The sequence below is a fragment of the Asticcacaulis sp. AC402 genome (assembly GCF_000495835.1).
Lineage (GTDB): Bacteria > Pseudomonadota > Alphaproteobacteria > Caulobacterales > Caulobacteraceae > Asticcacaulis.
In genome coordinates, this window is the sequence record NZ_AWGC01000042.1 from 42,045 (window position 1) to 54,753 (window position 12,709).

Annotated in this window: 12 protein-coding genes; 5 read left to right on the forward strand and 7 right to left on the reverse strand. The window is 59.4% G+C overall.

From position 1 onward, the window contains the following. The first annotated feature begins 10 nt into the window (after positions 1 to 10). From ABAC402_RS37600 to ABAC402_RS37610, 3 genes are all read left to right on the forward strand, one after another. The gene (locus ABAC402_RS37600) at positions 11 to 1,000 is read left to right on the forward strand and encodes a magnesium transporter CorA family protein (RefSeq protein WP_023451091.1); all 990 of its coding nucleotides are present in this window, start codon (positions 11 to 13) and stop codon (positions 998 to 1,000) included. Then, positions 1,000 to 1,539 (forward strand): methylated-DNA--[protein]-cysteine S-methyltransferase, encoded by a 540-nt coding sequence (locus ABAC402_RS37605; protein ID WP_023451092.1) that lies wholly within the window; start codon positions 1,000 to 1,002, stop codon positions 1,537 to 1,539. The genes ABAC402_RS37600 and ABAC402_RS37605 overlap by 1 nt, the downstream gene beginning before the upstream one ends. 233 nt (positions 1,540 to 1,772) lie before the next feature. After that, positions 1,773 to 2,300 carry a cytochrome c family protein gene (locus tag ABAC402_RS37610; RefSeq protein ID WP_235080070.1) on the forward strand — a complete coding sequence of 176 codons (528 nt, stop codon included), beginning with the start codon at positions 1,773 to 1,775 and terminating at the stop codon, positions 2,298 to 2,300. A gap of 321 nt (positions 2,301 to 2,621) precedes the next feature. On the opposite strand, the gene ABAC402_RS37615 is transcribed toward ABAC402_RS37610, so the two are convergent. From ABAC402_RS37615 to ABAC402_RS37635, 6 genes are all read right to left on the reverse strand, one after another. Then, positions 2,622 to 3,431: a class II aldolase/adducin family protein gene (locus tag ABAC402_RS37615; RefSeq protein WP_023451094.1), complete on the reverse strand. Its 810-nt coding sequence runs from the start codon at positions 3,429 to 3,431 to the stop codon at positions 2,622 to 2,624. 85 nt (positions 3,432 to 3,516) lie between these two features. After that, positions 3,517 to 4,005 (reverse strand): NfeD family protein, encoded by a 489-nt coding sequence (locus ABAC402_RS37620; protein ID WP_023451095.1) that lies wholly within the window; start codon positions 4,003 to 4,005, stop codon positions 3,517 to 3,519. Positions 4,006 to 4,017: 12 nt separating this feature from the next. Beyond that, positions 4,018 to 4,950: an SPFH domain-containing protein gene (locus ABAC402_RS37625; RefSeq protein ID WP_031236050.1), complete on the reverse strand. Its 933-nt coding sequence runs from the start codon at positions 4,948 to 4,950 to the stop codon at positions 4,018 to 4,020. A 179-nt stretch (positions 4,951 to 5,129) separates the two neighbouring features. Then, positions 5,130 to 6,650: an ATP-binding protein gene (locus ABAC402_RS41020; RefSeq protein WP_235080083.1), complete on the reverse strand. Its 1,521-nt coding sequence runs from the start codon at positions 6,648 to 6,650 to the stop codon at positions 5,130 to 5,132. Positions 6,651 to 7,872: 1,222 nt separating this feature from the next. Further along, entirely contained in the window at positions 7,873 to 7,995 is a 123-nt protein-coding gene (locus ABAC402_RS41165; protein WP_255346318.1) for a hypothetical protein, read from the reverse strand. Positions 7,996 to 8,277: 282 nt separating this feature from the next. Then, positions 8,278 to 8,715, reverse strand: coding sequence for an NUDIX hydrolase (locus ABAC402_RS37635; protein ID WP_052025377.1), 438 nt, complete (start codon positions 8,713 to 8,715; stop codon positions 8,278 to 8,280). Positions 8,716 to 8,766: 51 nt separating this feature from the next. Here ABAC402_RS37635 and ABAC402_RS37640 point away from each other — a divergent pair, with 51 nt between their 5' ends. Together ABAC402_RS37640 and ABAC402_RS37645 are read left to right on the forward strand one after the other, a co-directional pair. Continuing rightward, positions 8,767 to 10,200, forward strand: a complete 1,434-nt coding sequence (locus tag ABAC402_RS37640) for an FAD-binding oxidoreductase (protein WP_031236054.1) — start codon at positions 8,767 to 8,769, stop codon at positions 10,198 to 10,200. 392 nt (positions 10,201 to 10,592) lie between these two features. Next, the gene (locus ABAC402_RS37645; protein ID WP_023451100.1) at positions 10,593 to 11,630 is read left to right on the forward strand and encodes a Gfo/Idh/MocA family protein; all 1,038 of its coding nucleotides are present in this window, start codon (positions 10,593 to 10,595) and stop codon (positions 11,628 to 11,630) included. A gap of 216 nt (positions 11,631 to 11,846) precedes the next feature. Here the strand turns inward: ABAC402_RS37645 and ABAC402_RS37650 are convergent, their stop codons facing one another. Then, positions 11,847 to 12,530, reverse strand: coding sequence for a hypothetical protein (locus tag ABAC402_RS37650; protein WP_155847485.1), 684 nt, complete (start codon positions 12,528 to 12,530; stop codon positions 11,847 to 11,849). Between the last annotated feature and the right edge of the window lie 179 nt (positions 12,531 to 12,709).

A 12,709-nucleotide genomic window follows, 5' to 3' on the forward strand; every position in this document is an offset into this window, starting at 1 on the left:
AGGCGTTTACATGATCAGGGTCTTTCATTTTCCGGCCGGAGGTAGCGGCAAGATCGCCGAAACCCAGATCGACGCCACCCACACTGTGCCCGACGAGCCCGTCTGGATCGACCTCGTCAATCCGACCGAAGAGGAAGAACGCAACCTGCCGCAGAACCTCAACATCGCCCTGCCTCGTCAGGACGAGATCTGGCGCAACCATGCCCTGAACCGCATGTATACACGTGACGGCATCTCCTACATGACCGCGGTCATGTTGTGCGATGTCGACAGCGGAACGCCGCGCACCAGTCCGGTGACCTTCATCCTGACGCCGGACTTTCTGATCACCATTCGGCGAATAGACCCGACATCCTTTCTGAGTTTCTCCGAGAACCTGCTGTTGCGTCCGAAACGCTACCCAACCAGCGCCGACGTGCTGGAAGGACTGCTCGAAGAGATCATCACCCGCGTCGCCACCCGCCACAAGGATGTCATCAAGGGACTCGACGTCCTGTCGCAGCGCATCTTCAACGATCAGGCCTTCGACAGCCGGCATGGCGATCCGTCAATCCTGATGCGCGGCGTTCTGAAACGGCTGGGCTACCTGGCCGATCTCAATTCCAAAATCAATGAGAGCGTCCACAGTCTGCAGAGGTTACTGGCCTATTTCAAGGACGATCATAATCATGGCAATCCGGTGCTGAACCGCGACGTCGAACGCATGATCAAAGATTGCCGTTCGCTGACCGAACAGTCGGGCTTCGCCAACAACCAGATCAGCTTCCACCTCGAAACCAGCCTGGGCATGATCAATGTCGAACAGAACCTGATCGCCAAGATATTTTCGGTCGTTGCCCTGATTTTCCTGCCGCCCTCCCTGGTGGTCGGCTATTTCGGCATGAACTTCCACAACATGCCGGAGTTCTCGCTGAGTTGGGGCCAGCCCCTGGCCATCGGGCTGATGTTGGTGTTCGCCGTGGTGCCTTATCTGTGGTTCAAGCGTAAGCGCTGGCTTTGATGACAGAATCTGGCAGCGAATCCTGCCAGAGTGTCGACATGTTGTATTTCGACCAGATGGACACGCCTTTCGGGCCGGCTGCCGCCTCCGTCGATGACGACGGCGCTGTCGTCGAATTTACCTTCCTGAACGGCGTCATGGCCAATCTATGGTCGCACGACACCAAAGCCGTGCCGGAACCCGGCCGGCTGTCACATGTGTTCGAACAGGTCCACGCCTTTTTCGCCGGAAAGCGGCGCGATTTCGAGCTGGTGTTGCGGCCACGTGGTACACCGTTCCAGCAACGCGTATGGCTGGCCCTGTGCGATATCCCTTTCGGAACCACCATCCCCTATCAGGAATTGGCGCGACGCACTGGCGACGAGAAGGCCATGCGCGCGGTCGGCGCCGCCAACGGCAAGAACCCGATCGCTCTGATCATTCCGTGCCATCGTGTCATCGGCAAGAACGGTTCGCTGACCGGTTATGGTGGCGGTCTGCCGCTGAAACGCGCCCTGCTCGATTTCGAGATGCCGAAACTCCAGCTGGACCTCCTGTGACAGGATTTTTGACGCGGGCACCTCTTCGGACGGGGAAATGACTGCCTGTGGCCTGTGTTCTGCGCCCGGTCGTGCGGTTGAATGGCATTATCTGCGCGATGTCGACGACGTCGCCCGCGACAGCGACCAGGCCTGCGACACATTTGTCATCCGCAATGCCTCCTGGCACCGATTTCCTTGTCGCCAAAATCGCAAGACTCCCCTAGAACTTGGTGCTTCCATGGGGTCTGGTAATGAAACAATTGGTGGTTTTCGGTCTGGCGGTTCTGGCCCTGGGGGCATGCGAGCGCACGGCCGACAATGACGACGGCGTCGTGGTCGAACTGGCTCAGCCGGTCGACTATACGGCGGAGGAAAAGGCGGCCTTTCTGGCGGCCATGCCGGCGCCGTTCAGTGCCGCCGATCTGGCGGACGGCGAAAAGCAGTTCGCCAAATGCCGCGCCTGTCATACCATCACCGCCGAAAAAATGAACCTCACGGGCCCGCACCTGTACGGCGTCTTCGGTCGCAAGGCGGGCTCCGAAGCCGGCTATACCTATAGTGACGCCATGACGGGCCACAATGTCGTCTGGGATTTCGAGAGCCTGAACACCTTCGTCGAATCGCCGCAGACGACGGTGAAGGGCACCAAGATGGCCTTCGCCGGCATCCAGGACGCCGACCAGCGCCGTAACCTGATCGCCTATCTGAAGATCGAAACCACCCCGCCGGCCACGCCCGAAACTGCGGCGTCGGAGCGTGGATCACCGTCGGTGCAATAATACCAATCCACGATGAACTTGACTCATCGTGGATTGGCAAGGGCGACTGCCCGCCCGAGCTTACGCGAGGAGCCATGCGGCGCTTGAGCTGAAAAAATGCGAATACCGAGCGTCATTCTTTATGAGGCTTAGTATAACGTGTTGTACCACGACCAAACACGAACTTCAGGATAGGTCGGAAGAACCGCGAAGCGGTGAGAAACGAAAAACCGCTTCGCGGCGGGAGCCGGTCACATCGTAAAGTTCGTGCCCGGTCGTGTCGTTCGTGGTCGCATCTAGACGAACCTCGCCGCGGACTCACTGCTTCAGATAAACCGCAAGCTACTTATCATACCCGGGGTTTTCGCGCTTTAGCTTGCGGATCAGGCCTGGCCAGGTCAGCACGCCAACAAACCCCACCCCCATCGACAAAGGCGCCACCTTGTCCTGGACGTCCTGCCCGACCAGAACAAGGTTCTCCCGACCGGCGCTCAGCGCCGCGATCTGCTGGCGGCAGGCCTGTTCCAGAAAATACATGATCGTAAGAGCTTCCCCAGCCGTCGCACCCCAGGTCAGGGTCCCATGGTTGCGCAGGATAAGCACGCGTTTGCTGCCGATATCGGAAATGATCCGGCCACGCTCCTCCAGGTCCAGCGCGACACCTTCGTAGTCGTGATAGGCGATCTGCGGCCGCAGCAACAGGGCGTTCTGGCTTATTGGCAACAAGCCCTCCCTTTGCGCCGACACCCCGGTCATGGCATCGGTATGCAGGTGCAGGACAAAGTGGGCGTCTGCCAGGGCGGAATGGATCGCGCTGTGGATGGTAAAGCCGGCCGGGTTGATCATCGCCTTGTTGTCGCCGACGGCATTGCCGTCGATGTCGATCTTGACCAGGTCCGACGCCGTCATCTCGTCGAAGAAGGTGCCATAGGGATTAATCAGGAAGTGATCGACTTCAGATGGCCCATAGGAGCCATCCACTTGCTTGACCAGCGACTCCTTGGCCGGGACGCGCGTAGAGATATGGGTGAAGATCAGGTCGTCCCAGCCGAACAGCGCAACCAGTCGGTACAGGGCGGCCAGATCGCAGCGCTTTTGCCATTCAGCGTCAGACATATGGGCGTGCGTGTGAATTTGGTCGTCGTGCGGCATGGTGGCGTTTCCCTGTGATTATGGCCATATTGGAGCGGCGATTTCACGATTTGGCAAGCGCAAACCCCATGACAGGAAGACAAGGCTAGACAGCCGGCCTGACGTACAGGCGACCCTCATGGATGCGCTCGATCACCACGCGATCCTTATTCTTGAGTTTGACCTCACCGGAGTCCTCTTCGAGTACAGCAGGCCATTCGACGCCGTCAAAGTTCACCCGACCGGTGCGCTCCCCGCCGGCGACCGTGGCAAAGCCGCTCAAAACCTCGGCCTCCTTCCCCAGCATCCGGACATGGGGATCGTTCACGTCGGGCCCCTCACCCGGCACCTTAAGGAACTTCTTCGTCAGTAACGCCCCGGCCACGCTGAGGACGGCGAAGACTATGACCTGGGTGACCAGGCCGAAGGGTAGCGATGTCAGACAGATGACCGCCACCAGACCGGCCGCCGCCGCCGACCACAACAGCCACTGGGTTCCGGCAAAAACCTCAATGCCCAGCAACAGGATGCCGAAGGTCAGCCAGATCCAGAAGGCCTGCATGCCCATCGGCGGGATGAGAAAAACGTCAACCATGCCCCTTCCCCCTTACGCGCGAACAGGTGGTTTTGCCGGAGGATTGCCGGCCGCCTTAATCAGTTCGGTGACGCCAGCGATACTGCCGGCCAGACTACCCAACTCTGCGGGAACGATTAACACCTTCTGGTTTGGCGAATCGGCGAACTTGCCAAAGGCCTCGACGTATTTTTGGGCGACAAAGTAGTTGATGGCATTGACATCACCCTTGGCGATGGCCTGGGACACCATGTCGGTAGCCCGGGCCTCAGCCTCGGCGGAGCGTTCGCGCGCCTCGGCGTCACGGAAGGCCGCTTCCTTGCGGCCCTCGGATTCCAGCACCGCCGCCTGCTTCTTGCCTTCGGCCCGGGTAATGGCAGCCTGTTTCTCGCCCTCGGCTTCAATGATGACGGCGCGGCGTTCGCGCTCGGCTTTCATCTGGCGCGCCATCGAATCGGTGATGTCGTGCGGCGGGCGGAGATCCTTGATTTCAATACGATTGACCTTCATGCCCCAGGGCGAGGTAGCGTGATCGATGACATTCAGGAGGCGCGAATTGATCGAATCGCGCTGCGACAGGACCTCGTCCAACTCCATCGAACCGACGACAGTGCGCAGATTGGTCATCGACAGTTGGGTGATGGCATTGTCGAGATTGTCGACGCGGTAGGCGGCAAGGGAGGCGTCCATCACCTGGGTGAAGACGATGCCATCGACCTTTACGACCACATTGTCCTTGGTGATAACCTCTTGCTGCGGGACATCGACGACGCGCTCCATCATGTTGACACGGCGGCCCACGGCTTCGACGAACGGCGTCAAAAAGGAGATGCCAGGCTTGAGTGTACGCGTGTAGCGGCCGAACCTTTCGACCGTGAACTCATAGCCCTGCGGCACGATTTTGACGATGCTGAAGACGGTGACGATCGCCAATACGAACAGGACGAGCGTAAAGATCCCAAAGATTGAAAAAGCTTCCACAGTACATGCCCCCGTAAGGCCCGGAGATTCGGACCTTCTTGTATATGGCCCCGGCCACAGAAGAGCGCAATCGGTGAAACGTCACTTCGCCGTGACATGGGAAATGCCTTGTCCTGAACCGAAAGTACCAAGAAACGTTTTCGCGCCACGTACTGGCATGAATCTTAGGCTGAAGCACGCTCGACGTCTGCCTCGTCTTCGTCGGCCAGGTGCAGCAGACGGCTCACGGTCTCGATGAGGGTATCCATGACGATTGGCTTGGCGATATGGGCGTCCATGCCGGCAGCGTGGCAAGCGGCGATCTGGTCATGCATGGCGTCGGCGGTCAAGGCGATGATCGGAAGATGGCGGCCAGGGGCTTCGGTCGCACGGAACAGTCGGGTAGCTTCGAGCCCGCCCATGCGCGGCATGTTCAGGTCCATCAATACCAGGTCAAAACGCGACATGTCGATATCCAGCGCTTCCTGACCGTCGGCGGCCTCGGTAATGTGAAAGCCGAATGGTTCCAGGAAAAGTCGGGCGACCTTGCGGTTGACCGGGTGATCGTCGACCAGCAGGATCTTCGTACCGGGCAGGGACTCGTCGTCCTCAGCGAGCAGCGACGCCGAAATCGTCTCGGCCCTGGGGGTTTCGGTTACAACGCCGGCGTGGAAGGTCAGGACGAACGTCGAGCCACGGCCTTCGTCGCTGGTAACACTGAGTGTGCCGCCCATCAACTCGGCCAGGCGACGACTGATGCTTAAGCCCAGACCCGAGCCGCCGTATTTGCGAACGGTCAAGGCATCGGCCTGGCTGTAGGCCTCGAAAAGCTTGTCAAGCGTCGCACGGCTCATGCCGATGCCAGTATCCCTGACTTCGCAGCGGACCGAGTAACCGCCTTCGTCTTCGGTGGCCGAGACGTTGATGCGGACAGAGCCGAGTTCGGTGAACTTGATGGCGTTGGAGACGAGGTTCGACAGGCACTGGTAGACGCGCAGGACATCGAACGTCATGATCCGACCGGCACCTTCGTCGAGATGGTAGCTGAGAACGACATCCTTGGCGCCCAGCAGCGGTTGGTAGGTATTGATCACGCGATCGACCATGTCCTTCATGGTGGCCGGCGTCGGCGCCAGTTCAACCTTGCCGGCCTCGATGCGCGACATGTCGAGCACGTCATTCAACAGGGCCAGAAGCATCTCGCCGGAATCGACCATGATGTCGACCTGTTCGCGCTGTGCCGGGTTCAGTTCACCCTTTGTCAGGGTCTGGGCCATGCCCAGCATGCCGTTCAGCGGCGTGCGAAGTTCGTGGCTCATCACGGCCAGGAAACGCGACTTGGCGGCATTGGCCGCTTCAGCATGGTCATGGGCTTCGTTGAGGTTGCGGTGGAGACGACGCATGCGCAGGACCCAGAAGAAACCACCAACGCTCATGATCGTCAGCAGAAGCGCAATTAGGCCCGCCGCGCCCAGAAGCAGGTTCTGCATCTGGACCTGCCTGACCAATAGCCGGCTTTCCTGGGTCTTGCTGTCAAGCTCCTTGCGCAGAATTCTGTACATGTCCTGCACCGAAGCGACACGGTACCTTTCCGTAGTTTTGGCATAGGCGTCGGCATAGGTGTTCATGTCATTGAACGCGTTTGCGTAATCGCCTTTCGCTGCTGCAAGCTGCGCATCGAGGTAGGCTTCCAGAAGTGGATCCATGGGAGATATAGCCGCTGGAACCGCCTTAAGCCGCCGATAGTAAAACTGCGCCTGGTCGGATTTACCAAGCCGTGCATACGCGTGAGTAAGGCGAAGCAAGTGATAGGCACCATCAGGTGTCTCCGCGACCCCTTTCTCTGCCGGACTCCCTTCCAGACATGCAATAACGCGTCGAAAATCATCCGCTCGCTCGGCTACCCAGGCGCAAAGGTCCATATCACGAGCTTTTAACTGGACGACATCAAACTTTCTGACGTTGTCGGCGTGATGCTTTTGCAACTTTGTAGCCAGCGGTATCTCGTTTATTTGAACAGCGATCAAAGCGAGGTCGTTGACCATGTCCATTTTTTGGAAAAAGAAAGTGCTGTTCTTTGCGGAGCGCGTTGCGGCAAGGGTTTGGTCAGCGAAGGCATCATAGTCCCCAACCCGGATCATGTTGTAGGCGTGGAATTTATGGGCAAAAGCCAGCAAGGCCTCTGCAGGCGGACCTTCTGACTCGAGTCTGATGATTAGAGCTTCACTATTGTCGATGGCTTCGGCCCAGTGCCCCAAGCCCTGAGCCTGACGGACCTTTTCCAATGCGGCGATGTTCCTGAGCGCAGTATCTGGCGCTGACAGGTAGACCTCCCAGTCGCGGTCTGTAAATTTTTCAAAACCTTCAGATTCATTTTGATAGGCTTGGTGCATAAATCTCGCGAACAGATCGAGCCCGCTATCACCATCTTGCAGGGCGCGCTTGGCGATACGTTTTTGCCATGCTTGGAAAGCTTGACTGTCACCACTCACTCTAAGAGCCGCCAGAACTCGCCACAAGCCATATAGCCTGCCGTTACCAGTGAGTTGCAATGCGGACTCGCCGTACCGATCAATTTCGCCAGTTTTGTAAATGAAGGGCGTTAGGGCAATTTGATCAAAAGCGAGTTGCAGCTTGTCCTGGTAGGACCCATCCGGCGAACGTAATGCCTTGCTTTCAACACCCGCCCCTACAGAGGGCACCACAACGCAGCCAAGCGCCACTATCAAGAGCATGGCGCGAGCACTTGCATATCCCGGGTTGCGGAAATTTGTACTGACGCTCCCCATACCGGCTCCAAAATTCACTGCCAGTCAGAAGAGCACGAAGACCTTAGTATTAATTTAAATTCAATGAGAAGCCGCAAAGATCAGCGTTAAAAACAGAACGAGCGGTACGCAAGGCATACCGCTCGTATGGCAGGCAATTCTAAACTGGCCAGCAACCGGTCGTCTTCTTGCAAACGGTCGAGTTTGCAGAAGCAGCGGGGACAACAAGGGTAGCGCCGGCAACCGCAGCGAGTGCGGCAACGGCCATGATCAACTTCTTCATAGGGGTACTCCTCAAAAGACTAACGAAAATCATCACGTTCGGCGTTTTTACTGCCGACAGATCCTCACGCCGGATAGGGTAAGAATTTACCGCGAGCGGCGAGAGCTTCGTGGAGTTACCCCCAGCCAATACGCGCCGTTAATTTTTTATTAATTGTTTTTTAACGCCTTGGCAACTATTCGCGCGCCGCGCGAAAAAATAAAACGCCGTTCGCTGCCGTTCTGCCACAGTGTGACGGTAACCGGAGTGGCCGTTGAGACGCCTTCGCGCGGTGGGCCTTACCTAACCAAAGGCCTTGAGCAAAACGTCGCGAAGGTCCGGCTGCACAACGGTTTGCAGAGCTTCTGCCAAGGGCATGAAGCATGCTTCTTCGGCATCGTCGCCGGGCCGGGGGTCGCCGGACAACCAGTCGGCCGCGTAATCGATCAAAATGTAGTGAAATTCGGAATCGATGATTTCGTAAACTTCAACCAGGTGGGTAATTGTGGCGCGCACGCCGGTCTCTTCGTACAATTCGCGCAGGGCAGCATCAAACAGGTTTTCACCAGGCCTCACTTTCCCGCCGGGAATCGACCATTCGCCCTGACGCGGCGGTTGCCCCCGACGGATCAGCAATACCTCGTCGCCGCGGCGGCAGACCACACCCACTGCCGGCACAGGGTGTAAGGCTTCCGGGTTTAAGGTGGGCTGACCGTCTCGATTAGGTTTTGTGGCTTGCACTTGCTGAGTCTCTCGCTTAACGCAGCGCCATAGTCCACCAAGGTCATGCCGATGTCCACGCCCGCCCCTGCGCTTGAAATGCCCGTCGTCGCACCTGAGGTGTTGGAACGCATCAAGGCCGTGGTTGGCGATGCCGGCTGGAGCGACGATGCCGCGCGGGTTGATCCCAAGCTGACCGAGTGGCGCGGCAAATGGAAAGGCCACACCCCCCTCCTCGTCCTGCCAAAAACCACGCAGGAGGTCGCCGCGGTTGTGAAAATCTGTTTTGACGCCGGCGTCGCCATCACCCCCCAGGGCGGAAATACCGGCCTGGTTGGCGGCCAGATCCCGTTCGGAGAGGTCCTGATTTCGCTGGAGCGCATGAAGGTGGTGCGCGACGTCGCGCCGACCGACGACACCATGGTGCTGGAAAGCGGGATTACCCTTCTGGAGGCGCAACAGATCGCCGAAGGCGCCGGGCGCTACTTCCCGCTGTCGCTGGCGGCCGAAGGCACGGCAACCGTCGGCGGGGTGATATCGACCAATGCCGGCGGTACGGCGGTCCTGCGCTATGGTGTGACACGCGACCTGGTGTCCGGCCTGGAGGTGGTGCTGCCGAACGGTGACATCTTTCACGGCCTGAAGCGGCTGCGTAAGGACAATACCGGCTATGACCTCAAGCAGTTGTTCATCGGTGCCGAAGGCACGCTGGGCATCATCACCGCGGCCTCTTTGAAGCTGTTCCCGATCATGACGTCGCGCGCAACCGCTATTGTCGCCTTCGAGTCGGCGCAAAAGGCGATCGCCCTGCTGGCCCGCGCCAAACAAGAAACCGGCGGCCAGGTCGAAGCGTTCGAACTGATGGGCCGGTATGGCCTGTCGCTGGTGCTGAAACACATCCCGGACACGCGCGAACCGCTGGAGGCGGAATATCCCTGGTACGCCCTGATCGAGGTGGCGTCGGGCGACCCCGATGGCGCGGCAGCCAGTATGGAACGCGTCCTGGGCGCGGCCTTCGAAGAAGAGCTGATCCTGGACGGCGTCATTGCCCAGAACGAGACCCAGGCAGCCGAGTTCTGGCGGCTGCGCGAAGACCATTCGGCGGCCGAAAAGGCCGAGGGGCCGGCGTGGAAACACGACATTTCCGTGCCGTTGTCACGCATGGCCGACTATATCGTCGAAGGCGACAAGGCGGTTCAGGCCTTTTTGCCGGGTGCGCAGCTGGTGGCGTTCGGTCATGTCGGCGACGGCAATGTCCACTTCAACGTCATCGCCCCGCAAGGCATGGACGCGAGCGAATTCAACGCCTTGCGCGATGCCGGCGCCAAGGTCGTCCACGACCTGGTGCACGCCTATGAGGGCTCCATCTCGGCCGAACACGGCCTGGGCCGGATGAAAACCGGTGAAGCCCTGCTGTACAAGGACCCGGTAGCGGTGGCGGCCATGCGGGCGGTTCGCGTCGCGCTGGACCCCAAGCGGATTATGAACCCGCACGTCCTGTTCTAAAATTCTCCCCACTCGCGTTGGTCGTGGGTCGAGCAAGCAGGGTCGTAGACAGAATTTCCAACTCAGAGCACGAAAGGCGCACTTCGAATTTATACAATTGATATCATATCGCTGTGTGTCTCAACCGCCCCCTGCTTCCGGTGTTCGGCCGGCTATGCTAACAAAGGCCCGGTGAGACTTGACTGTTCAAGGAGGCGACTTTGAAGACACCTAACCTGTCTCGCCGTTCATTTCTGGAAGCGGGCAGTGCGACCGCGGCTTCGCTCGCTATGGCACAGGGCGCCAGCGCCGCGACTGAGCCCAGGGTGAGTGTCCCGCGCGCCATTGGGCAACCGATGCGCTCGAATGTACAGCTACCGACGACCCCGCCGCTTCCGCGTAGAGCAGACAGTGTGGGCTTCGCGATCATCGGCTTGGGTGGCTATGCGCTCAACCAAATGATGCCGCGCTTTGCGCTCGCGCAGCGCAGCCACATTGCCGCTATCGTTTCCGGAAACCCGGAAAAGCTCAAGCAAGTAGGTGATGCCTATGGCGTCCCGCCGGACGCGCGCTACACCTATGACAGCTTCGACGCGATCGCCGACGACAAGCGCGTGGAGGCAGTCTACATCGTCTTGCCGAGCGGCCTGCACGCGGCGTGGACCGAAAAAGCGTTCGCCGCTGGCAAGCACGTCTTGTGCGAAAAACCAATGGCCTTGTCGAGCGAAGAATGCGCGCGCATGATTGCCGCCGCAGAGCGGGCCAAGCGTAAGCTGATGATCGCCTATCGCAGCTATTTTGAACCCCACAACCGTCTCGCCATGGCGTTAATGGCGCAGAAGGCGCTGGGACCTCTGCGCCTTCTGCGCGCCGATCATTCGTATCGGATGGGGCCGGTCACGCCCGCGCAGAACTGGCGGCTAGACAGAGCGCTGGCTGGGGGCGGCCCTCTGGAGGATTTAGGCATATACGGACTTCAGGCGGCACTCTACCTCACCCAGGAAGTGCCCGAACTCATCACCGCATCTACCTACCAGCCAGAGGGCGATGCGCGCTTCACGCAGATCTTTGCCCATGTTGGCGCCCAATTGCGCTTTCCCTCCGGCGCGGTGGCGCAGTTATCGACCTCATACGACGCCGCGGGGGCGAATACGGTTTCCGCCCGTGGCGCAACCGGCGTGCTCACCATGGACCCCGCCACCTCCTATTCAGGTCAAAAAATGCGGCTGGAGCAGGCCGGTCAGGCCGGCCGCGACCTCACGCCGGGCGATCCGGACGTGCAGTTCGCGGGTCAGCTTGATCATTTTGCCGATGCCATCCGCGACGGTGGTCAGATCAAGACGCCTGGCCAGATGGGGCTTCGCGACGTGCGGCTAATGGAGGCGATCTACGCCTCGGCCAGGACGGGCCGCTACGTCCGGCTCAATCCTGACGGTACAATGCTCGATTAATCGCAACGTCGCGCGTCAGGTCAACGTACGACATATGTAAAACGCCAGAAATAACATATGTTTGAATATAGGTTGTAGCTTGCGCTCCTTGCGTCGGGTACCTTCGATGGGGTCTTGATGGCGTGCGGATCATGAACCCGCACGTCCTGTTTTTGCGGCAGCCACGCCAGGGTGTAGGACGTGCGGGTGGGATGATAAATGCCTACCCCGAGGCCTTCATGCCTTTGCCTTCCCAAACGCCTTGTTGGCCAGCACACGAAACAGCCAGAACAGCATAGCGGCCAGAACCAGCAGGGCCGGCAGGGAAAGAAGTGCGGTCGCGCGCACCGCCTCGGGGAAGACCTGGGCCTGACCTTCAAAAAAGGACGACGCGGCAATGTAGAGTGCCAGGCACATGCGCCACAGATGCCGCGCTATGCGATGGTGGCCAAAGGCACCACGCCTCACCATGACGCTGACATCGAGACTGGCCGCCAGGAAGCTCATGCCGCCCCAAAAAAAGTAAACGCCGGCGGGTATCGCGTAATCCTTGGCATATTCCTGCATCTGGCCGTTGGCCACCTTCAGGCCGATGACGAGCGCGGCCACTGCCACCCATGCTGCGACCAGGGCAGCGACCACGTCGAACAGGCCGACAAAGGGCGTCTTGCGCTTGACCGTGACCCAGGCCGTGGCGACCAGGTAAAAGGTCAAAACGCCGACAATGACCGTCATCATGTTCGGCATATGCCAGGCGATCCAGGTCCCGCTGGCCGAGATGCACAACATGGCTATGACGAAGGCCGTGCCGGCGGCGCGATGTCCGGGGCCGCCTTTGGGCATCATCAGGGCGACCGCCCCGCAAACCAGACCGACGGCGCCGGCGGTGATGTGACATAGAAGTACGGGGGAGAGAGTCATTTGGTTAGCGTTCCGTCAAAGAGTTGCAGGCTGAAAGTTGCAGGGAGGCGCGGCAGGTGATCGCGCGAAATCGCCTTACAATCCTGCCCTGCCGCGTCGCATCTATCTTCCTGACCTGTGGGTTCGGACGCTCTTTTTTAGACTTTGTGCGCTATAGCTAGCCGAACGTTTCAATGCCT